Below are 21,219 nucleotides of genomic sequence, written 5' to 3'. Positions count from 1 at the left end.
CATGCAGCCGATCCCGGAACCGAATCTGCGTCACCTGTACGCGCTGGTGGTGGTGCACCAGGCCGGAAGCATCAGCGCGGCGGCGCCGCGGGTGAATCTGTCACAGCCGGCGCTGACCCAGGCGGTGGCGCGATTGGAGCAGCACCTGGGCGTGCGCCTGTTCGACCGGCACCCAGGGGGCATGTCGGCCACCGAGGCTGCCGGGTTGCTGGTGCCGCGTATCGAGCGGGTGCTGGCGCATCTGGCTCGGGGGATCGGGGTCGCGCGGCGTGCGCTGCGCCTGCCGGCGCGCCCGGGCCTGGAGCGGCGGGTGTCGCTGGGCCAGCTGCAGGCCTTGGTGGCGGTGGATGTGGCAGGCAGTTACGCGTTGGCGGCGGTGCGCGCCGGCGTTTCGCAGCCGGCGATCTATCGCGCGGTGCAAGCGCTGGCCGATGTGATCGAAGTGCCGCTGACGGTACGCCGCGGCAAGACCATGCAGCCCACGCCGGTGGCGCTGCGGCTGCTGCGGCAGGTGCGGCTGGCGCTGGCCGAGTTGCGCGCCGGGCTGGACGAGGTGGCCGCGTTGCGTTCCCAGCACGCCGGGCGCCTCACCCTGGGGGTGATGCCGCTGGCGCGCGCCATCCTGTTGCCGCAGGTGCTGGCGCGGTTTGCGCGCGCGCATCCGGGGGCCGGCGTCCAGGTGGTCGAGGGCCCGTACGAGCAATTGCTGGCGCGTCTGCGCGAGGGCGGCCTGGATCTGTTGATCGGTGCGCTGCGCGACCCGTTGCCGGTGCGCGATGTGCTGCAGGAGCCGTTGTTCGACGACGAACCGGTGATCGTGGCGCGTAGCGGCCACCCCTTGGCCGGGCAGGGCTACGCGTTTGCGCAACTGCGCGATTACCCCTGGGTGATCGCTGCCGCCGGCACGCCGGTGCGCGCGCGCTGGGAGCAGCTGTTCGGCGACCACCAGCTGGAGCCGCCGCCGGTGCGTATCGAATGCGGCGCCGAATTGACCGTGCGTGGCCTGCTGCTGGAAGGCGACTGGTTGACCTTGATGTCGCGCGACCAGTTCCTGTTCGAGCGCCGCGCCGGCCTGCTCGAGGAAATCGGCAGCGCCGGGCCGCTGCTGCGCCGGCAGATCGGCATGACCACGCGCAGCGACTGGTATCCCACCCGGATGCAGTCGGCCTTCGTGCAGACGTTGCGGCAGGTCTGCGCCGAACGCGTGCAGCCGGCCGATGCGCAGGGCGGGCCGTTTCGTTATTGCCCCCCTGTCTATGCACCGCCGTTGCGTTTGCGCGCGGCCAAGTCAGAATCGGATTCCTGATGAAAACGGACCACTGATGCTGCCCGATTGGGTCACAGGTACCTGGCTGCTGGCGCTGGACTGGGCGATCCGCCTGGCCGCGCTGCTATGGATTCCCGCCCGCACCACGCCGGGTGCGGCGCGCAGCTGGCTGCTGTTGATCGGCTTTGTGCCAGTGGTCGGCCTGCCGCTGTACCTGTTGTTCGGCCACCCGTGGTTGTCGCGGCTGCGGGTGGAGCGGCAAGCCACCGCTTCGCAGGTGATTCGCGAACAACAACTGCCCTTGCATGCATTGCGCTGGATGCCGCAGGCAGACACCAGCAGTGCCGAAGTGGTGCCGCTGATCGAACGCGAGGGCGATTTCATGCCCACCCTGGGCAACGCGGTGGAATTGCTCGACGACTACGCGCAGTCGTTGCAGGCCCTGATCGCGGCGATCGACGCGGCCGACAAACGTGTGCACCTGCTGTACTACCTGATGTTCGACGATGCGGTGGGCGAGGCGGTGGTGGCGGCGCTGGAACGCGCCAGCGCGCGCGGCGTGCGTTGCCGCGTGCTGCTGGATGCGGTGGGCGCCAAGCGCGGCCTGCGCCGTTACCGCAAGCGCCTGCAGGACGGCGGCGTGCAGGTGCTGGCGGTACTGCCGGGCGGCCTGCGCTGGCGTCGCAGCGGCCGCATGGATCTGCGCAACCATCGCAAGATTGCGGTGCTCGACAACCGGGTGGCATTTGTCGGTTCGCAGAACCTGGCCGAAGCCGGCTTCATCCATGGCGTGCCCAATCGCGAATTGGTGGCACGCGTGCGCGGGCCGGTGGTCAATCATCTGGAAGCGGTCTTCGCCAGCGACTGGTTCACCGAAACCGGAGAGCGGCTGGACGTGTGGCCCGATGCACCGGTGTGCGAGGCCAATATCGCGACGCAGTTGCTGCCCAGCGGGCCGGCGTACCCGTTCGAAAATGCGCGCGATGCGATCAATGCGGTAATCCATCTAGCGCGGCGCAAGGTGGTGCTGGTCACGCCGTACTTCGTGCCCGACGAAGCCTTGCTGAGCGCATTGCGCATCGCCGCCGTCTCGGGCGTGGACGTGCAACTGATCCTGTCCGAGCACAACAACCAACGCCTGGCCGCGTGGGCGCAGGAAGCCTATTTCGAAGAACTGCTGCGTTGCGGGGTGAAGATTTCGCTGTATCGCCCGCACTTTCTGCACGCCAAGCACCTGAGCATGGATGAAGACATCGCGCTGGTGGGCTCGATCAATCTGGACATCCGCTCGTTCGCGCTCAACGCCGAGATCGGCATGCTCTGCTACGACACCGGGGTGGTGCAGCGGTTGCGTGAGATCGAGCAGGATTATCTGGCCAACGCGCGGCAATTGACGTTGGAACAGTGGCGTCGCCGCCCGGCCTGGCGCCGCAGTCGCGAGGGCATTGCGCGGCTGGCCGACGCGTTGATGTAGGGCGCCTGGGTCAATCCAGGCGCATGACCTGAAAGACGTTGCCCTCCGGGTCGCGGCCGTCGTACATCTGGTACGCAAAGCCGGGGTAACGTTTGAGCTCGCCCACATGCACGCCTGCGTGCTGCAGTTGCGTACGATGCGCGACCAGATCGCTGGTCATCGCAAACACCAGTTTGGTGGTCGCGTGTGTCGCATCCGCGACAGGAGCCAGCGCATGCGTCGATGGCCGCTGCCGGTAGGCTTGGCCCACCCGGTGCAGCGCCAGCTCGATGCCGCCAGCTGCGAGCACCACCCACTCGTCGGCAATTTCCTCGGTGAGCGGGAGCGCGAAGTGGGTCTGGTAGAACGCCTTGATTGCCGCCACATCGTGGACGTAGAGGATGAGCCTGACCAGGGTGATGGACATGTTGCAGATTCCCCAAGGGCGCGTGCCGATGCTGATCAACCAATCGTAAGCGCCTGGCATGCAGTGCGTGTGGGAGGCGTTGACACACACCGCGCTGGTGATGCCGTGAAGACAATCACTGCCGGCGACGGCCTGCTGGTATTGCGCATGCATCGCCTACAATGTCGACATGAATACACTGCGTGATCCCGGCGATGCCGTCATCGCCATCGTCGGTGGTGGCGCGTCCGGTGTGCTGGTGGCGCTGCAGCTGCTGCGCCAGGCCGCAGCGCCGTTGCAGATCGTCATGATCGAGCCGCATGCGGCGCTTGGCGAAGGCGTGGCGTATTCCACCGCGCGCGGCGAACACCTGCACAATGTGCCGGCTGCGCGCATGAGTGCGCTGCCGGAACTGCCCCACGACTTTGTCGATTACCTGCGCGCGAACGCTTGTTGCCCCGAACTGGACGATGCGCAGTTGCCGCAGCAGTTCGTGGGGCGTCGGCACTACGCGCCGTATTTGCGCGACCGCCTGCAGGCGGCGCGTGCGCACAGCCCGGCGACGCTGCGCGTCCACCCCGCACGCGTGCAGGCGCTGCAGCTCAATGCCGGTGGCGCACTGTTGCAGCTGGACGATGGACAGGTGCTGCAGGTGAGCGTGGTGGTCTTGGCAGTGGGCAATGCGCTGCGACCGCTGCCGCTGCGGGGTGCCACCGGGCTGTCGCACGCGCAGCGTGTCGAAGCCTGGGAGACCGAGGCGGTGGCAGCGCTGCCACCGGACGCGGCCGTGTGCATCGTCGGTTCGGGCTTGAGCATGGCCGATACCGTGATGACGCTGGCAGCGCAGGCGCATCGGGCAAGCGTGCACGTGGTGTCGCGGCATGGCTTGCTGCCGTTACCGCAGGCGCACGGCGGCGTGGCGCTGTTCGATCCACAGCCGCTGCTGACCATGCCGCTGCGCGCACGCATGCGCACACTGCGCCAGCACGCGCGTGCCGCCGCCGCGCAGGGCCTGCCATGGCAGAGCGTGATGGAGCGCATCCGGCCGTTGAGCCAGGCGTTATGGCAGACGCTGTCGGTTGCCGATCAGCGTCGTTTTCTGCGGCATGTGGTGCGCTACTGGGACGTGCATCGGCATCGCATCGCCGCAACGGTGCATGCGCAGCTGCAGGCCATGCAGGCAAGCGGGCAGCTGCAGGTGCATCGCGCACGGCTGGACGTGGCCTTCGAGGTGGGTGCTTGCGTGCGCGTGAGCGCCGGGGCCGCCAGCGCCGCCAACGCCGGACATGCCTTGCAGCTGGATGTGCAGACGCTGGTCAATGCCACTGGGGTGGAAATGCGCGTGCAGGCGATGCGCAACCGGCTGCTGCAGCAACTGCTGGGGCAGGGCATTGCCGTGGCCGGGCCGCATGGGATCGGCGTGGACACCACTGCCGATGGCAGCCTGATCGATGCCGATGGACGTACGCAGCCGCAGCTGCGGGTGATCGGCAGCCTGCGCATCGGCACGCTGTGGGAAAGCCTGGCGGTGCCGGAGTTGCGCGAGCAGGCTGCGGCGATTGCGCGGGATGTGCTGGTGCTGCTGGGGCGGTGATGGGCGTTGTTCCCTTCTCCCGCTGGGAGAAGGTGGCGCGAAGCGCCGGATGAGGGTGCGAGCGAAGCCTCGTGTTACCCATCACTCGTAGTGGCTTCGCCCCGTACCCTCACCCCAATCCCCGCTCCGCGCCCAGCCCGCGCCAGCGGCGCGGCCGCTCAAAGGCACGCGCGCCTTCGGCACGTAAGCCGTGCCTTCTCTCCCCGAGGGGAGAGGGGCGAGTGCAGTCCCTGCTCGATGCTGACATGTCCAGGAAGGCCCTCTTCCCAAACCGCTTCATCGCAATCTCAGCCGCAGCGACGCCACAACCGGTAAAATGCGCCGGTGGATGTCTCTCATTTGCTCGATCATTTAAACCCCGCCCAGCGCGAGGCCGTTTCTGCGCCGCCGGGGCATTACCTCGTGCTGGCCGGCGCCGGCTCCGGCAAGACGCGCGTGCTGATCCATCGCATCGCCTGGCTCAACGAAGTCCAGGGCGTGCCCAACCACGGCATCTTCGCGGTGACCTTCACCAACAAGGCGGCCGGCGAAATGCGTCACCGCACCGACCTGCAGCTGCGCAATGGCAGCCGCGGGATGTGGATCGGTACATTTCACGGGCTGGCCCATCGCCTGTTGCGTCTGCATTGGCAGGACGCGCGGTTGCCGGAAGGCTTCCAGGTCATGGACAGCGACGACCAGTTGCGGTTGGTCAAGCGCGTGGTGCAGGCGCTGGAGCTGGACGAGAGCAAGTATCCGCCCAAGCAGATGAGCTGGTGGATCAACGAGCAGAAGGATGAGGGCCGCCGTCCGCAGCATATCCAGCCCGAGCCCAACGACGATTGGACCGAAGTGCGCCGGCAGGTGTATGCGGCTTATCAGGAACGCTGCGACCGTTCCGGGCTGCTGGATTTCGCCGAGTTGCTGCTGCGCGCGCACGAATTGCTGCGCGACACCCCGGCCTTGCTGGCGCATTACCGTGCGCGCTTCCGCGAGATTCTGGTCGACGAGTTCCAGGACACCAACGCCATCCAGTACGCCTTCGTGCGCGTGCTGGCCGGCGAATCGGGCAATGTATTCGTGGTGGGTGACGACGACCAGGCCATCTACGGCTGGCGCGGTGCCAAGGTCGAGAATGTCCAGCGTTTTCTCAAAGATTTCCCCGGCGCGCAGACCGTGCGGCTGGAGCAGAACTACCGCTCCAGCGCCAATATCCTGGGCGCGGCCAATGCGGTGATCGCGCACAATCCGGACCGCATCGGCAAGCAGCTGTGGACCGATTCCGGCGATGGCGACCCGATCGATCTGTATGCGGCCTACAACGAAGTGGACGAGGCGCGTTATGTGGTCGAGCGTGCACGGCAGTGGGTGCGCGACGGCGGCAGTTATGGCGAAGTGGCGGTGCTCTACCGCAGCAATGCGCAATCGCGCGCGCTGGAAGAAGCGCTGATTTCCGAGCAGTTGCCGTACCGCGTGTATGGCGGTATGCGCTTCTTCGAACGTGCCGAAATCAAGGACGCGTTGGCTTATTTGCGCCTGCTCACCAACCGCAGCGACGACGCGGCCTTCGAACGCGCGGTCAACACGCCCACGCGTGGCATTGGCGACCGGACGCTGGATGAGGTGCGCCGGCTGGCGCGTGCCAGTGCGCTGTCGTTGTGGGAAGCGGCCATGTTGTGCACGCAGCAGAACACGCTGGCCGCACGCGCACGCAATGCCCTGGCCAGCTTCCTCAGCCTGATCGGCCAGCTGCATGCCGAAACCGGACAGATGGAACTGGCCGAACGCATCGACCATGTGCTGATGCGCTCGGGTCTGCGCGAGCATTGGGCCAAGGAAAGCCGTGGCGGGCTGGATTCGGAATCGCGTACCGAGAACCTGGACGAACTGGTGTCGGTCGCCTCGCGCTTCACCCGCCCCGATGACGAAGACAGCCAGGGCATGACCGAGCTGGTCGCCTTCCTGGCCTATGCCTCGCTGGAGGCCGGCGAAGGCCAGGCCCAGGCTGGCGAGGAAGGCGTGCAGCTGATGACGCTGCATTCGGCCAAGGGCCTGGAGTTCCCCATCGTGTTCCTGGTCGGTCTGGAAGACGGCCTGTTCCCCAGCGCGCGCTCGTTGGAAGAGAGCGGGCGGCTGGAAGAGGAGCGTCGCCTGGCGTACGTGGGCATCACCCGCGCGCGGCAGAAGCTGGTGCTGTGCTACGCCGAATCACGCCGCATCCACGGCCAGGACAACTACAACGTGCCCTCGCGCTTCCTGCGCGAGATTCCGCGCGACCTGCTCAACGAAGTACGCCCCAAGGTGCAGGTTTCGCGCACTGCATCGCTGGGCGCGGCGCGCGGCGGCCCGGTGCATGGCATCGTGGAGACCGCGCCGATCAAGCTCGGCGCCAATGTCGAACACCCCAAGTTCGGCGGCGGCGTGGTAGTCGATTACGAAGGCGCTGGCGCGCATGCGCGCGTGCAGGTGCAGTTCGATGAGGTCGGCGCCAAGTGGCTGGTGATGGCCTACGCCAATCTGACTGTGGTGTAGGCGGCTCGGCACTCGTCAGCGATTGCGCGTTGTTCAGCAGGCGAGGGCGTCGTGCCGTTGCATTGTGCGTGCAGCAAGCAGAGCCGGCCGCTGCTGCACCTCATACGTCGAGCGAGATCGCATGACCATCCGTGACAGATGATCGATGGATGAAGCGTCGCCTCCGCTGCGCTGTTGCGCGCCTACATTTCCCAGCTGAAGCTTGAGTTGATCTGCTTGCCGTTCACGGCCAGTGTCGACTTGTTGGCGAGCACGACCAGGGTAAAGGGCGGCACGCGCGTGTCGTCGCCTGTGTAAATCAGGCGCAGGATTCTGCGTTTGGTATCGAACGTCGTGACCTGGAAATTGCCTTGCAACCAGATGCCCGCGCTGTCGCCAGGTGCATTGAAACGAAGACTGGCGATCACTGGTCGGGTGTCGTGCCCGATTTCGAACAGGATGGAGTAGCCACTCTCTTCAAAAGAAAGTGAGGTGGTTGCGTGTGCAGGTGTGCTGAGGCATGCCCACAGCAAGAACGCAACGCAGGCTGCTACAAATCGTGTCATGACGTCATCCTTGAACGTGGTCGCACCGGAAGGGCACGGCCTGGAGTATCGATGCTGGCGCCGCGGCATTGCAACGGATGCGACAAGCGGTGGAATGGCGACACAGTCACCTCGCGGGTGAGGCCGGTGCTCGAACTCCCATTGGCGGTTTCCGGTGGTGAGCGCGCCAATCGCTTTGGCGAATAGGCAGATCGTGAGGTTCTGTAAGCCACTTTGAGCCGGCAATCGGGGCTATTGGTGCATCGCTCGATGCGTAGCGCGCTGCATCCATGCCACCCTGTCAGCAGTTCATTGCACAGGTACCCGGCGGCATGCAAACCGAAAAACAGAAGATGCTGGCAGGCGAGCTCTACAACGCCACCGATGCGCAACTGCAGGCCGATCAAGCGGCGGCTGCGGCGTGGATGGAGCGCTACAACGCCACTGGCGCGCAGCCATCCACACAGCGGCATGCATTGCTGGTCGAGCGGCTCGCCGAGGTGGGTGCCGGTGCGGTGATCCGGCCGCCATTTCATTGCGATTACGGCTACAACATCCATCTGGGCGCGGGCGTGTTCCTCAATTTCAATTGCGTGATTCTGGATATCTGTCAGGTGCATATCGGCGAAGGCACGCAGGTGGGGCCCGCCGTGCAGTTCTACGCTGCCGATCATCCGCGCGATGCGGCCGGACGCGCCAGCGGGCTGGAGTTCGGACGGCCGATTCGCGTCGGGCGCAATGTGTGGATCGGTGGCGGGGCGATCATCCTGCCGGGCGTCAGCATTGGCGACGACGCAGTGATCGGTGCCGGTGCGGTGGTCACGCGCGATGTGCCGGCCGGCGCGACCGCCGTGGGCAATCCGGCGCGCGTGCGCGTACCCCGGGGTGCTGCCGATGAAGCGCCCACCGACTGAAGGCAACCAAGAAGCGCCGCGACCGAAGCTGTTAGGCGGACGTGGCCGCTGCGCAATGCAGCTCATACGCAAACAGGGCAGTTTTGAGCGCGTTACTGGCGCCGAGGTGATGGTTGCTCGTCAGCCAGATGAGCGGCTTGAAGCGCTACAGTCCGTGACGTGCAAGATTGATTTGTATCAAGGTCTGCGTTGTTGAGTGCTGTCAATCTCAAATCGCCGGCGCCGCTGCCGGTCCATCCGGGAGGTCATCATGTACAAACGAATCCTGATCGCCATTGATGCGTCCGAGCTGTCGCATCGCGGCCTGTTTCAAGGCCTGGAGCTGGCCAAGGCGACCGGTGCGAAAGTGGATATCGTCACCGTGTCCGAGCCGTGGGCGATGGGCATGTACGACGCAATGGGCTGGAGCGTGGGCTACGAGGCCAGCCCCGAATACCGCAAAGAGCGCGAAGCGGCCGCCGAAAAGATCCTGCGCCCGGCGCTGGAGTTGGCCGCCGCTGCCAACATCAAGGCCACGCCGCGGCATGTGCTGGATCGTTTCGCGGCCGAGGGCATCGTGCAGACCGCCAAGGACTGCAACAGCGATCTGATCATCATGACCTCGCACGGCCGCCGCGGGATGCAGCGCATGCTGCTCGGCAGCCAGACGGTGGAAGTGCTGACCCACAGTGCGATTCCGGTACTGGTCATTCGCTGATGCCGATGCCAGTGCCTTGCCTCACCTGGGCGCGTACCTGGGCGCGATGTGGCGCCCAGGTCATGCACCTCGTGCCCAGGCGCGCTCCTACGCAACTCAAGGTACTTCGCTCTCCATCGGCTCCAGTTGTGCCGCAAAGCGCCGGACCGGTCGGGCGAGCCGGCGCAGTGCTTCGGTATGCACCAGCGGAGAGCCGTGCGTGGGTGTGGCTGCACCGCTGCGCATGGATGCGTACTCGGGTTGTACGTGCTGGCTCAGTTCGCGCATGAAGCGCCACATCGGCACGTAGTGACCACGCCGTGGTGCAGGAAGATGCGGCGCAGCGCGGCACTGGCGACGCCACTGCATGGGCGGCATGCCGAAGCGCTGCTGAAACGCGCGCTGAAACTGACGCTCGGACGCAAAGCCCATCTCGTAGAGCAACCAGGTCAGGCTGCAGTCCGGATAGGCCTGCAGGTAGCGGTGTGCGGTGCTTAGCCGCTGCTCGCGGATATAGCTGGCCACGCCGCCGCGCGACTGGAACAGGCGGTACAGCGATGCGCGCGATAACGCGAACGCGTGCTGCAACGACTCGGTGCCCAACTCCGCTTCGCCGATGTGCTGCTCGATATACGCCAGCAGGTCGATCATCAGCGGCGTGTGTGCCTCCCCGGCCGTGGATACGTGCGGAACGATGGCGCTGTAGTAACCGGTGCTGCTCATGCGGATGCTGCCTGCGGCCCACTCCCCGGGGCCTGTCCCCTGGTCAACCGAGAAAAGCAGCGCCAACCCATCACGCCTCTTTCACAAAGTCGGCGCTGGATCACGCATCCGTACCTGCCTGCGCACGATCGCGGCGATTGAGACGATTTGTCGGGTGAGCCCACGGGCGCATTTCTATCCTCGCCGCAGCGCTGAGGAAGCGTCATCGCACGGCCTGCCGCTTCGGTCCGCGTGGTGCACGGCGGTTGCGGGCTAGCCCGCGGCAGCGGCGTTGCACGCAGGCTGCAGGCATTCCGCCGGGCCGGCGACATCCAAGCCACATGGCAGCGCACGTGCACCGCACGCTGGCGCAACGGGCAAGCTCAATCGGAGATCAGGCATGGCCAGCAGTCAGAAGTTCATTGCCCGCAATCGGGCGCCACGGGTGCAGATCGAATACGACGTGGAGGTCTACGGCGCGCAGAAGAAGGTGCAGATTCCGTTCGTGATGGGGGTGATGTCCGATCTGTCCGGCGCCAATGCCGGTGAGCTGCCCTCGCTGGATGAGCGCAAGGCACTGGAGATCGACGTCGACAACTTCGACAGCCGCCTGCAGTCGATGCGGCCGCGCGCGCAATTCAAGGTGCCCAACACGCTCACCGGCGAAGGCGAGCTGGCGGTGGATATCACCTTCGAAAGCATGGACGATTTTTCGCCGGCCGCCATCGCGCGCAAGGTTGCGCCGCTGGCCAAGCTGCTGGAAGCGCGCACGCAGCTGGCCAACCTGGACACCTACATGGACGGCAAGGCCGGTGCAGAGCAGCTGATTGCCAACGCCATCCGCGACCCGGCGTTGCTGCAGTCGCTGGTGTCGGCCGCCAAGCCTGCCTCCGAACCGGAAGGAGCCTGACGCCATGTCCGCGACCGAAGCCGCACTGGCCACCAGTAGCACCGAAACAACCGAACAGGGCGACTTTGCCGCGCTGCTCAATCGCGAGTTCCGCCCCAAGAGCGAACGCGCCAAGGAAGAAGTGGAATCGGCCGTGCGCACGCTGGCCGAGCAGGTGCTCAACCGCAGCGATGTGGTCAGCGAAGACGTGTCGCAGACCATCAAGGCCTATATCGCCGAGATCGATCGTGCCCTCACCGAGCAGCTCAACCAGATCCTGCATCACGCCGATCTGCAGCAGCTCGAAGGCGCCTGGCGCGGCCTGCATTACCTGGTCAACAACACCGAGACCGACCAGCAGCTCAAGATCCGCGTGCTGAACATCAGCAAGAAGGAACTGGGCAAGGTGCTCAAGCGCTACAAGGGCACCGCCTGGGACCAGAGCCCCATCTTCAAGAAGGTCTACGAGCAGGAATACGGCCAGCTCGGTGGCGAACCGTATGGCTGCCTGGTCGGCGATTACTATTTCGACCAAAGCCCGCCGGATGTGGAACTGCTCAACGGCATGGCGCAGGTGGCTGCTGCCGCGCATGCACCGTTCATTGCCGCGGCCGCGCCCAAGTTGATGGGCATGGACAACTGGAGCGAGCTCTCCAACCCGCGCGACCTGGCGAAGATTTTCTCCACGCCCGATTACGCCGCATGGCGCTCGCTGCGCGAATCGGAAGATTCCAAGTACATCGGCCTGGCCATGCCGCGCACGCTGTCGCGTCTGCCTTACGGCGCGGCCACCAGCCCGGTGGATGAATTCGATTTCGAAGAAGACACTGCCGGCGCTGACTCGTCCAAGTACACCTGGCAGAACGCTGCCTATGCGATGGCAGTGAACATCAATCGCTCGTTCAAGCAGTACGGCTGGTGCTCGCGCATTCGCGGTATCGAATCCGGCGGCGCAGTGGAAGGCTTGCCCACCCACACCTTCCCCACCGACGACGGTGGCGTGGACATGAAGTGCCCGACCGAAGTGGCAATCACCGACCGCCGCTCTGCCGAATTGGACAAGATGGGTCTGATGCCGCTGGTGCATCGCAAGAACTCGGACATGGCCGCCTTCATCAGCGCGCAGTCGCTCAACAAGCCCGACGAATACGACGACCCGGATGCCACCGCCAACGCAGCGTTGGGCGCGCGCCTGCCCTACATGTTCGCGTGCTGCCGCTTTGCGCATTACCTCAAGTGCATCGTGCGCGACAAGATCGGTTCGTTCTCCGATCGCGAACAGATGCAGAGCTGGCTGACGCGTTGGGTCACCCAGTACATCGACGGCGACCCGTCCAACTCAAGCGAAGAAACCAAGGCGCGCAAGCCGCTGGCTGCCGCCGAGGTGGTGGTGGAAGAAGTGGAAGGCGCGCCGGGCTATTACAGCTCCAAGTTCTTCCTCAAGCCGCATTACCAGCTGGAGGGCCTGACCGTGTCGTTGCGGTTGGTCTCGCGCCTTCCCTCGGCCGCCAAGGCCTGATCCGACGCATTCGCGTCACGGGCACGACGCGAATGCGCGTCGCGCCACCTCGTGTTGTCACTCTCATTGAAGGAGCAGTTCCATGGCGTTCGACATGCACATCAAGTTCGGCAGCGGCAAGGTCAAGATCGAAGGCGCGTCCAACCACAAGAAGCACAAGGGCGAAATTCCGATCCTGGCCTGGTCTTGGGGCGCGAGCAATTCCGGCGACCTGCACACCGGTGGCGGCTCGGCCAGTGGTGGCAAGGCGCATATCCAGGACATCTCCATCACCAAGTACGTGGATGGTTGCTCCAACGCATTGCTCGATGCGGTATGCACCGGGGCACGTGTGGAAAACGCCTGGCTGTACGTCACCAATGCCACTGGCGAGCAGAGCGACTTTCTCACCCTGGAATTGAGCGAAGGCGTGCTGATTACCTCGTTGTCGACCGGCGGTTCCGGCGGCGAAGACCGCCTGACCGAAAACGTGACGCTGCACTTCGGCAAGTTCAAGTACGGCTTCCAGCCGCAGGACGACAAGGGTGCCGCCCAGGGTGGCGCGAAGGAATTCACCTACGACATCCAGGGTGTGGCCAAGGCCTAACACGAACGCAGGCAACCACGACGCCTTCGCCACGCAGGAGAGTTTGGCGAGGCAGTGCGGCATGCAGCACGCGTGTAGACGCGCGCGCTGCGCCGCCCCAGCCGCCCAGCGGATGTTGGCGCTGTGACGTTGGCTGCCTCCGATGGCGGCAATGCAATGACGGGCGGTGCCGCGCACGGCACCGCCACCTTCTTCGACAAGGAACCACGCGATGGATGCCACCGCACAGACCCTGCTTGCCCAAGGCGAGCCGGCGCAGGCGTTGCAGCAACTGATCCAGCAGGTGCGCCGGCAACCGGCCGATGCAGCGCAGCGCGTGTTCCTGTTTCAGTTGCTGGCCGTCCTCGGCCAGTGGTCGCGCGCCGCAGACCAGCTGCGCGCCTGCGCTGAACTGGATGCCGCCACGCTGCCCTTGGTGCAGACGTACCTTGCAGTGCTGCAGGGCGAACAGACGCGCGCCGAGGTGTTTGCCGGCACGCGGCTACCGCATGTGATTGGCGAACCGGCCGAGTGGCTGGCGATCCATCTACACGCGCTGCAACTGTCGGCGCAAGGGCATGGCGAACAAGCAGCTGCGTTGCGGACGCAAGCGTTCGAGTTGGCACCGGCCAGTGCCGGCGTGCTCGATGGCGAACGCTTCCAGTGGCTTGCAGATGCCGATACCCGTTTCGGACCCTGCATCGAGCTCATGCTCGACAGCGGCTACGCCTGGGCACCGCTCAGCCACATCCAGCAGTTACGCATGCAAGCGCCGCTGGATCTGCGCGACACCGTGTGGGCGCCCGTGAGCGTGCTATGGCGCAACGGCGGCCAGGCCTTCGGCTACCTGCCGGTGCGTTACCCCGGCAGCGAGCACCTGGATGCCGGCGAGCTGCAACTGGCGCGCCGCACCGAATGGACGCATGGTGCGCAAGGCGAAATCGGCCTGGGCCAGCGCATGTGGAGCACGGAGTCGCACGAGATTGCGCTGCTCGATGTGCGTGACGTGCAGTTCGACGCGGGCTGACGCGCCATGGCCGAACTCACCACCACCGAACGCTTGCAGCCTTCGCTACTGGACCGGCTCACCGATGCCGCGCCCAGCCAGCGCGAAGAGAGCCGCGAGCAACGCGTGATCTCGGCCACGCGCCTGCGCGAATGCGTGATCCGCGATCTGTCGTGGTTGCTCAATGCCGTAAATCTGGAAACCAGCCGCCCGCTGGAAGCGCACCCGCAGGTGCGCAGCTCGGTGCTGAATTACGGCATCCCGGACCTGGCCGGTGTTGCAGTGGCCGGCATCGATGCGGCAGCGCTGCAACAGCGCATCCGCGAGGCGATTCTGGCCTTCGAACCGCGGCTGATACCCGAGACGCTGCGCGTCAGTGTGCATGCCGATGCCGCACGCATGGACCGGCGCTCGCTGCTGTTCACCATCGAATCGGAGATGTGGGCGCAACCGCTGCCGTTGAATCTGTATCTGAAGACCGCGCTGGACCTGGAAACCGGGCGGCTCGATGTCGTCGAAGGGCACGGCTGACGCCATGGACCCGCGCCTGCTGCCGTACTACACCCGCGAATTGCAGCACGTGCGCGACATGGGCGCCGAGTTCGCGCGCGAGTATCCCAAGATCGCCGGGCGGCTCGGTCTGGACGCGTTCGAATGTGCCGACCCGTATGTCGAGCGGTTGCTGGAAGGCTTCGCGTTCCTGGCCGCGCGCGTGCAACTCAAGCTGGACGCGCAATACCCGGTGTTCACCCAGCACCTGCTGGAGATGGTCTACCCGCATTATCTGGCACCGTTGCCGTCGATGGCGGTGGTGCAGTTGCAGCCGGATCTGAAAGACAGCGGGCTGGCAGCAGGCGTGGTGGTGCCGCGGCAAAGCGCGCTGCGCAGCCTGGTCGGCCCGGGCGAGCGCACCGCCTGCGAATTTCGCACCGCGCATGCAGTGAGCTTGTGGCCGTTGCAGCTGGCCGAGGCCAAGTATCTTGAATCGCCGGCCGCAGTGGCGGCTGCCGGCATCGCCTTGCCGCCCGGGCGCGTGGTGCGTGCCGGCGTGCGTCTGCGCTTTGAGCTGGTGGGTGGCGCGCAGACGCACGCGCTGGCGCTGGATCGGCTGCCGCTATTCCTGGCCGGCGCCGACGGCTTGCCCAAGCGGTTGTACGAACAGCTGCATGCCGACACCACTGCGGTGGTGGTGCGTGGCAGCAATGCCAGCGGTGGCACGCTGGAGATGACGCTGGGCGCCGATACCGTGCAGATGCGCGGCTTTGCCGACGACGATGCATTGATTCCCTACGACGGCCGTTCGTTCAGTGGCTACCGCCTGCTGCAGGAATACTTCGCCTGTCCGGAGCGCTTTCTGTTCGCAGAACTCACCGGGCTACGCGCGCCATTGCGGCGGTTGCACGGCAGCAGCTTCGAGGTGGTGGTGTTGCTGCAACGCAGCCTGCCGAGCCTGGCTGCGGCAGTGGGCGCCGAGCATTTCAAATTGTTCTGCACCCCGGCAATCAATCTGTTCCCACGGCGTGCCGATCGCATCCATCTGCACGCCGGCCTGCACGAATACCACGTGCTGGCCGACCGCACCCGGCCGATGGATTTCGAGATCCATCATTTGGGCGAAGTGGAAGGCTTCGGCGATCGTCAGGAGCCGGAGCAACGCTTCGCGCCGTTCTATGGTGGCGACGCACGCACCTGGCATGCCCGGCATGGCGCGTTCTACAGCATGCGCCGCGAGCCGCGCATGCTATCGGCCCGCCAGCGCCGCGATGGCGCGCGGTCGAGTTATGTGGGCAGCGAAGTGTTCGTCAGCCTGGTCGATGCCGACGATCAGCCGCACAGAACGCGCCTGCGCCAGCTTGGGCTGCAACTGTGGTGCAGCAACCGCGATCTGCCGCTGCATATGCCGGTAGGCAAGGGCACCACCGATTTCACCATGGACAGCGGCGTGCCGGTCCAGAGCGTGCGCTGCGTGGCCGGGCCGACCAAGCCGCGCCCGGCGTTGTCGGATGGGCAGACTGCGTGGCGCCTGCTCAGCCAATTGCAGCTCAATTATCTCTCGCTCTTCGAAGACGGCCCCGACGGCGCCGCTGCGCTACGCGAGATCCTCACCTTGTACTGCGACCCGTTCGACGCATCCGCGCAGCGGCAGATCGAAGGCGTCAAGCAGGTGAGCGGCACACCGATCGTGCGGCGTATCCCGGTGCCTGGCCCGATCACCTTCGGTCGCGGCCTGGAGATCACGCTGACCTGCGAGGACGCCGCCTTCGAAGGCACCGGCGCCTTCCTGCTGGCTTCGGTGCTGCGGCACTTCTTCGCGCGCTATGTCTCGGTGAATTCCTTCACCGAGACCGTGCTGCGCACCACCGAACGCAACGAGGTGGCCCGATGGCCAGCCCAGCCCGGCACGCGCCCGCGCCTGTGAGCGCGGCGGCTGCGGCGCTGGCCCAGGCGCTGCAGACCCGGCCACAGGATTTCAGCCCGTTCGCGGCCTTGCGCGCGATCGAGCGCTGCCATCCGCTGCAGCCACGCCTGGGTGAATCCACGCGCGCCAGCGACGATGTGCTGCGGCTGCGGCATGCGCCATCACTGGCATTCGCACCCCATGCGCTGGACCGCTACACACCGGCAACGCACGATCAGCCTGCCGCGCTGTACGGTCTGTTTTTAGGCCTGTTCGGTCCCAATGCACCATTGCCCTTGCACCTGACCGAATACGCCATCGAGCGTGCGCAGCAAGCCAAGGATGGCACCTTTGCCGCATTTGCCGATGTGTTCCACCACCGCATGCTGAGCCTGTTCTACCGCGCCTGGGCGCAGGCACAGCCCAGCGTGCAGGCCGAGCGCCCGGCGAGCGACCAGTTCCGTGCCTGGCTGGATGCACTGGTCGGCATCGCCAGCCCGCATCTGCGCGACCGCGACGCGTTGCCGGACGATGCACGTCGTTACTACGCCGGCCGTCTTGGCACCGCCACGCGCACGCCGGAAGGCTTGCGTGCCCTGCTGCAGCAGTTGTGCGAATGGCCGGTGCAGGTACAGGAATTCATCACCGAATGGATGCGCCTGCCGGCCGATGCGCACCTGCAACTTGGTCTGGGTCCGCGCAACGCGCGGCTGGGCGTGGACAGCGTGGTGGGCGCACACGTGCGTGGCGCCCAGCAACGCGTGCGCATCTGCCTGGGGCCGCTGCCGCGCCTGGCGTTTCAACGCTTTCTTCCGGGCGGCCAGGCGCTCAGGCAACTCACCGCTGCGGTGCGCAGCTATCTGGGCGACGAATTCGGCTGGGAACTGCAGCTGTTGCTCAAGGCCGACGAGGTCCCCACGCCGCACCTTGCGCGCAATAGCCGGCTGGGCCTGGATACCTGGCTCGGCCGTCGCGCCTGGAGCATTGCCGACGCCGACGAGGTGCTGCTGCGCCCATCGGGCTGACGCACACCGCTCTACCTTTCGCTCACACGTAACGTACCGACTTCGAAGGACGCACCATGGCCGAGATCTCCCGCAGTGCCCTGTTCGGCAAGCTCAATCCGCTGGCCTACCGCGGCATCGAAAGCGCCACCGTGTTCTGCAAGCTGCGCGGCAACCCGTATGTGGAGCTGGTGCATTGGCTGCATCAGTTGCTGCAGCTGCAGGACTCGGACCTGCACCGCATCATCAAACACTTTCAGCTCAACCCCTCCACGCTGGCGCGTGATGTCACGTCGGCCCTGGACGCCTTGCCGCGCGGTTCCACTGCCGTCACCGACCTGTCGGCCAATGTCGAAGAAGCGGTGGAGCGCGGTTGGGTGTATGCCTCACTGAGTTTTGGTGAAGCGCAGGTGCGCACCGGCTATCTGGTGGTTGGCATTCTGAGCGTGCGCGGTTTGCGTAATGCATTACTGGCGATCTCCAAGGAGTTCGACAAGCTCAAGCCCGCGGTACTCAGCGAAGACTTTGCGCGGATCGTGGCCGGCTCCCCGGAAGATGGTTTGCTGCCCAGCGATGGTTTCTCACTCGGTCAGACCGCTGCACCTGGGGAGGCTAGCGGCGCCATCGCGCCGGCCGCACTGGGAAAGCAGGAAGCACTGAAGAAATTCACCACCGACCTCACCGCACAGGCACGCGAGGGCAAGCTGGACCCGATCATCGGCCGCGACGACGAGATCCGCCAGGTCGTCGATATCCTGATGCGCCGCCGCCAGAACAACCCGATCCTGGTTGGCGAGGCCGGTGTCGGTAAGACCGCGGTGGTGGAAGGCTTCGCACAACGCATCGCGCGCGGCGATGTGCCGCCCGCGTTGAAGGACGTGCAGCTGCGCACGCTGGATGTGGGCCTGCTGCAGGCCGGCGCCAGCATGAAGGGCGAATTCGAGCAACGCCTGCGCGCAGTCATCGACGAAGTGCAGGCCAGCCCCAAGCCGATCATTTTGTTTGTCGACGAAACCCACACCCTGGTCGGCGCCGGTGGCGCGGCCGGTACCGGCGATGCGGCCAACCTGCTCAAGCCCGCACTGGCGCGTGGCACCTTGCGCACCGTGGGGGCGACCACGTTTGCCGAGTACAAGAAGTACATCGAAAAAGACCCCGCGCTGACGCGGCGCTTCCAGGCCGTGCAGGTGGACGAGCCGGACGAAGCCAAGGCAGTGCGCATGATGCGCGGCGTCGCTTCGATGATGGAACAGCACCACCGCGTGCAGATCCTCGACGAAGCGCTGGAAGCGGCGGTCAAGCTCAGTCACCGCTACATCCCGGCGCGGCAGCTGCCGGACAAATCGGTGAGCCTGCTCGACACCGCCTGCGCGCGCGTGGCGGTGAGCCTGCACGCTACGCCTGCGGAAGTGGACGACAGTCGCCGCCGCATCGAGTCGCTGGAGACCGAGCACGCCATCATCGAACGCGAGCGTGCGATTGGCATCGTGGTGGATGAGCGCGCCGCTGCGTGTGCCGGCTTGCTGGAAAGCGAACACGGCCGCCTGCGTGATCTGGAGCAGCGGTGGGTTGCCGAGAAGGCATTGGTGGACGAGCTGTTGTCGTTGCGCGCACAACTGCGTAGCGGTAATTCATCGGTGGAAGGCACCGGCAGTGCGTTGGAAGCAGAGGCCGACACCGACGCAGATGCCGCTGTGGCGCAGTCGGCGTCTGGCGACACTGCCGTGCTCGACGCACCGGTGCAAGTTGATCGCGACACGCTGTTAGCGCGCCTGCAGTTGGTGCAGGCCGAACTGGCAGCATTACAAGGCGAATCGCCGCTGATCCTGCCCACCGTCGATTACCAAGCGGTTGCCGCCGTGGTCGCCGACTGGACCGGCATCCCGGTCGGGCGCATGGCGCGCAACGAGATCGACACCGTGCTGCGCCTGCCCGACCTGCTGGCCAAGCGCGTGATCGGCCAAGACCATGCCATGGAGATGATCGCCAAGCGTATCCAGACCAGCCGCGCCGGTCTGGACAACCCGGACAAACCGATCGGCGTGTTCCTGCTGGCCGGCACCTCCGGCGTGGGCAAGACCGAAACCGCACTCGCGCTGGCCGAAACCTTGTACGGCGGCGAACAAAATCTGATCACCATCAACATGAGCGAGTACCAGGAAGCGCATACCGTCTCCTCGCTCAAGGGTGCACCGCCGGGCTATGTGGGCTACGGCGAAGGCGGCGTGCTCACCGAAGCGGTGCGACGCAAGCCGTACTCGGTCGTGTTGCTGGACGAAGTGGAAAAAGCCCACCCGGACGTGCACGAACTGTTCTTCCAGGTCTTCGACAAGGGCTGGATGGAAGACGGCGAAGGCCGCCGCATCGACTTCCGCAATACCTTGATCATCCTCACCAGCAACGCGGGCACCGACCTGATCGCCAGCCTGTGCAAGGACCCGAAACTGATGCCGGATCCGGACGGAATGGCCAAGGCCATCCGCGAGCCGTTGTTGAAGGTGTTTCCGCCGGCATTGCTCGGCAGGTTGGTGGCCATTCCGTACTACCCGCTGAGCAACGCCATGCTCGGGCAGATCGTGCGACTGCAGTTGAACCGCATCAAGAAGCGCATCGAGGAGCGCTACAGGATTCCGTTCGAGTACGACGATGCGGTGGTGGAGCTAGTGGTATCGCGGTGCACCGAAAGCGAATCGGGTGGGCGGATGATCGATGCGATTTTGACGAATTCGATGTTGCCGGCGATGTCGAGGGAATTCCTGGGGCGGCTTGCACACCAGGCATCCATCGGAGGCGTAGGAATGAGCACGAATCCAGACGGCTTCTCGTACCTGTTCCACTGACAGGCGCAGGCGCGCACGGACAGAATCCAAAGAGAGGACTTCGATGAAGATCAGTGATGCATCGGAATTGGAAATGGTGTTGTTCCTGGATGAGAATTTCCAGGTTGTCGATGGTGTCCAGATCGAAGCGACGCAGCGGATGAGGGACATGCTCGTCTTCGCGCGCATGGCCAGTTTCCTTTCCGACAACGAAGCGCTTGCGTCGGCGGTCAAGGACCTGTCCTTTGAGCTGGGCACGGAATACGCAAAGTTCCGTGAGGTACAGCGCGATGGCGTCAATTATCGCCGTCTCGGCGCCTTCTCCTGTGCGCTTGGAAAATATGCATCCTATTACGGGTTCAGTAGGAAAGTGGTCATTCTCAATGGCCAGATTAGCCCTGCTGATTTCAACGATGTAGTGGGGGCGAAGATCATGTTTCGCGACCTTTTCACCCGCGCCCATGGCGAGTTCACGCACGCGATACAGTGGCTTCTGCTGGTCCAGCGATTCGGCGAGGTGGCGGCCGTTTACTACGCCAAGTCAGTCCAGTACCGTTCCACCCGGACGTTTCTCGCACAAGGCGGGCCACAGCGAGCCTATATGTGGAATTTCCTGGTGGACTGCTTCGACGGTGCGGAGGACTATCGACAGAACATCTACGCTAAGACATTCAGGTGCCCGCAGATCGCTACCGAACGCCTGCGGACGCTGCTCCCGACTCAATCGTGGTTGGGGGAATTCCTCTACGCTCGCCGGCACAAGGGCTTGAAAAATGGGGAGGAACCCTACGTAGACGCACACTACACGAATGGGCGGACCATCAACATGAAGCCACCCCACATCAACAGGACGGTCTGGAAAAACGACGGGGAAGAAATTCGGGCCTATACCCAGCTGCGCGAAAACATCTATTACAAGTCTGTCATTGAGGCGAGGAAGAACTGAACTTTTGGAATTGTCGGGTGCGCGGC

18 protein-coding genes are annotated in these 21,219 nt (G+C 65.1%); 15 read left to right on the top strand and 3 right to left on the bottom strand.

The window, feature by feature from the left end:
- The first annotated feature begins 1 nt into the window (after position 1).
- Together HLH45_RS03605 and cls are read left to right on the top strand one after the other, a co-directional pair.
- Entirely contained in the window at positions 2 to 1,306 is a 1,305-nt protein-coding gene (locus HLH45_RS03605; RefSeq protein ID WP_008572525.1) for a LysR family transcriptional regulator, read from the top strand.
- Positions 1,307 to 1,322: 16 nt separating this feature from the next.
- A complete protein-coding gene (gene cls, locus HLH45_RS03600) occupies positions 1,323 to 2,741 on the top strand; it encodes a cardiolipin synthase (protein WP_008572527.1) in 1,419 nt (472 codons plus the stop codon).
- A gap of 10 nt (positions 2,742 to 2,751) precedes the next feature.
- Here cls and HLH45_RS03595 read toward each other — a convergent pair whose 3' ends face one another.
- Positions 2,752 to 3,147, bottom strand: a complete 396-nt coding sequence (locus tag HLH45_RS03595; protein ID WP_033478657.1) for a VOC family protein — start codon at positions 3,145 to 3,147, stop codon at positions 2,752 to 2,754.
- Between the two features lie 169 nt (positions 3,148 to 3,316).
- Between HLH45_RS03595 and HLH45_RS03590 the strand changes: the two genes are divergently transcribed.
- Positions 3,317 to 4,720 carry an FAD/NAD(P)-binding protein gene (locus HLH45_RS03590; protein WP_008572530.1) on the top strand — a complete coding sequence of 468 codons (1,404 nt, stop codon included), beginning with the start codon at positions 3,317 to 3,319 and terminating at the stop codon, positions 4,718 to 4,720.
- A 324-nt stretch (positions 4,721 to 5,044) separates the two neighbouring features.
- Positions 5,045 to 7,231, top strand: coding sequence for a DNA helicase II (gene uvrD, locus HLH45_RS03585; protein ID WP_031424853.1), 2,187 nt, complete (start codon positions 5,045 to 5,047; stop codon positions 7,229 to 7,231).
- Between the two features lie 182 nt (positions 7,232 to 7,413).
- Here uvrD and HLH45_RS03580 read toward each other — a convergent pair whose 3' ends face one another.
- A complete protein-coding gene (locus tag HLH45_RS03580) occupies positions 7,414 to 7,638 on the bottom strand; it encodes a hypothetical protein (protein WP_033478655.1) in 225 nt (74 codons plus the stop codon).
- A gap of 449 nt (positions 7,639 to 8,087) precedes the next feature.
- Here HLH45_RS03580 and HLH45_RS03575 point away from each other — a divergent pair, with 449 nt between their 5' ends.
- Both HLH45_RS03575 and HLH45_RS03570 read left to right on the top strand, forming a co-directional pair.
- Positions 8,088 to 8,669 carry a sugar O-acetyltransferase gene (locus HLH45_RS03575; protein WP_008572534.1) on the top strand — a complete coding sequence of 194 codons (582 nt, stop codon included), beginning with the start codon at positions 8,088 to 8,090 and terminating at the stop codon, positions 8,667 to 8,669.
- Positions 8,670 to 8,919: 250 nt separating this feature from the next.
- The gene (locus tag HLH45_RS03570) at positions 8,920 to 9,366 is read left to right on the top strand and encodes a universal stress protein (protein WP_008572535.1); all 447 of its coding nucleotides are present in this window, start codon (positions 8,920 to 8,922) and stop codon (positions 9,364 to 9,366) included.
- A gap of 96 nt (positions 9,367 to 9,462) precedes the next feature.
- Here HLH45_RS03570 and tagK read toward each other — a convergent pair whose 3' ends face one another.
- A complete protein-coding gene (gene tagK, locus HLH45_RS03565) occupies positions 9,463 to 10,134 on the bottom strand; it encodes a transcriptional regulator TagK (RefSeq protein WP_008572538.1) in 672 nt (223 codons plus the stop codon).
- Positions 10,135 to 10,447: 313 nt separating this feature from the next.
- On the opposite strand from tagK, the gene tssB reads away from it, so the two are divergent.
- The 9 genes from tssB (at position 10,448) to HLH45_RS03520 (ending at position 21,193) form a co-directional block, all read left to right on the top strand.
- On the top strand, positions 10,448 to 10,957 hold the full coding sequence (tssB, locus tag HLH45_RS03560; protein ID WP_008572540.1) for a type VI secretion system contractile sheath small subunit: 510 nt from the start codon (positions 10,448 to 10,450) through the stop codon (positions 10,955 to 10,957).
- Positions 10,958 to 10,961: 4 nt separating this feature from the next.
- Positions 10,962 to 12,455, top strand: coding sequence for a type VI secretion system contractile sheath large subunit (gene tssC / locus HLH45_RS03555; RefSeq protein WP_008572541.1), 1,494 nt, complete (start codon positions 10,962 to 10,964; stop codon positions 12,453 to 12,455).
- Between the two features lie 82 nt (positions 12,456 to 12,537).
- Positions 12,538 to 13,041 carry an Hcp family type VI secretion system effector gene (locus HLH45_RS03550; RefSeq protein ID WP_008572542.1) on the top strand — a complete coding sequence of 168 codons (504 nt, stop codon included), beginning with the start codon at positions 12,538 to 12,540 and terminating at the stop codon, positions 13,039 to 13,041.
- A gap of 211 nt (positions 13,042 to 13,252) precedes the next feature.
- The gene (locus HLH45_RS03545; protein WP_008572543.1) at positions 13,253 to 14,047 is read left to right on the top strand and encodes a type VI secretion system accessory protein TagJ; all 795 of its coding nucleotides are present in this window, start codon (positions 13,253 to 13,255) and stop codon (positions 14,045 to 14,047) included.
- Between the two features lie 6 nt (positions 14,048 to 14,053).
- Entirely contained in the window at positions 14,054 to 14,557 is a 504-nt protein-coding gene (gene tssE, locus HLH45_RS03540) for a type VI secretion system baseplate subunit TssE (protein WP_008572544.1), read from the top strand.
- 4 nt (positions 14,558 to 14,561) lie between these two features.
- Positions 14,562 to 16,445 carry a type VI secretion system baseplate subunit TssF gene (tssF, locus tag HLH45_RS03535; protein WP_033478656.1) on the top strand — a complete coding sequence of 628 codons (1,884 nt, stop codon included), beginning with the start codon at positions 14,562 to 14,564 and terminating at the stop codon, positions 16,443 to 16,445.
- Complete coding sequence (gene tssG, locus HLH45_RS03530; RefSeq protein WP_008572548.1) at positions 16,409 to 17,449, top strand: type VI secretion system baseplate subunit TssG; 1,041 nt, start codon at positions 16,409 to 16,411, stop codon at positions 17,447 to 17,449. Before tssF ends, tssG begins: the two co-directional genes overlap by 37 nt.
- Positions 17,450 to 17,505: 56 nt before the next feature.
- Positions 17,506 to 20,268 carry a type VI secretion system ATPase TssH gene (gene tssH / locus HLH45_RS03525; RefSeq protein WP_046933264.1) on the top strand — a complete coding sequence of 921 codons (2,763 nt, stop codon included), beginning with the start codon at positions 17,506 to 17,508 and terminating at the stop codon, positions 20,266 to 20,268.
- Positions 20,269 to 20,311: 43 nt separating this feature from the next.
- Positions 20,312 to 21,193 (top strand): LirA/MavJ family T4SS effector, encoded by an 882-nt coding sequence (locus HLH45_RS03520; protein WP_008573276.1) that lies wholly within the window; start codon positions 20,312 to 20,314, stop codon positions 21,191 to 21,193.
- The last annotated feature ends 26 nt before the right edge of the window (positions 21,194 to 21,219 follow it).

The sequence above is a fragment of the Xanthomonas euvesicatoria genome (assembly GCF_013112235.1).
In the GTDB taxonomy this organism is placed as follows: domain Bacteria; phylum Pseudomonadota; class Gammaproteobacteria; order Xanthomonadales; family Xanthomonadaceae; genus Xanthomonas; species Xanthomonas euvesicatoria.
This window is presented reverse-complemented; position numbering and strand designations above follow the sequence as displayed.

Coding starts and splice junctions, on each gene's coding strand:
- HLH45_RS03520 (WP_008573276.1), top strand. CDS start 20,312: ATGAAGATCAGTGATGCATCGGAATTGGAAATGGTGTTGTTCCTGGAT.
- HLH45_RS03605 (WP_008572525.1), top strand. CDS start 2: ATGCAGCCGATCCCGGAACCGAATCTGCGTCACCTGTACGCGCTGGTG.
- HLH45_RS03570 (WP_008572535.1), top strand. CDS start 8,920: ATGTACAAACGAATCCTGATCGCCATTGATGCGTCCGAGCTGTCGCAT.
- HLH45_RS03575 (WP_008572534.1), top strand. CDS start 8,088: ATGCAAACCGAAAAACAGAAGATGCTGGCAGGCGAGCTCTACAACGCC.
- HLH45_RS03550 (WP_008572542.1), top strand. CDS start 12,538: ATGGCGTTCGACATGCACATCAAGTTCGGCAGCGGCAAGGTCAAGATC.
- tssH (WP_046933264.1), top strand. CDS start 17,506: ATGGCCGAGATCTCCCGCAGTGCCCTGTTCGGCAAGCTCAATCCGCTG.
- tssF (WP_033478656.1), top strand. CDS start 14,562: ATGGACCCGCGCCTGCTGCCGTACTACACCCGCGAATTGCAGCACGTG.
- HLH45_RS03545 (WP_008572543.1), top strand. CDS start 13,253: ATGGATGCCACCGCACAGACCCTGCTTGCCCAAGGCGAGCCGGCGCAG.
- tssB (WP_008572540.1), top strand. CDS start 10,448: ATGGCCAGCAGTCAGAAGTTCATTGCCCGCAATCGGGCGCCACGGGTG.
- cls (WP_008572527.1), top strand. CDS start 1,323: ATGCTGCCCGATTGGGTCACAGGTACCTGGCTGCTGGCGCTGGACTGG.
- HLH45_RS03590 (WP_008572530.1), top strand. CDS start 3,317: ATGAATACACTGCGTGATCCCGGCGATGCCGTCATCGCCATCGTCGGT.
- tssC (WP_008572541.1), top strand. CDS start 10,962: ATGTCCGCGACCGAAGCCGCACTGGCCACCAGTAGCACCGAAACAACC.
- tssE (WP_008572544.1), top strand. CDS start 14,054: ATGGCCGAACTCACCACCACCGAACGCTTGCAGCCTTCGCTACTGGAC.
- tssG (WP_008572548.1), top strand. CDS start 16,409: ATGGCCAGCCCAGCCCGGCACGCGCCCGCGCCTGTGAGCGCGGCGGCT.
- HLH45_RS03595 (WP_033478657.1), bottom strand. CDS start 3,147: ATGTCCATCACCCTGGTCAGGCTCATCCTCTACGTCCACGATGTGGCG.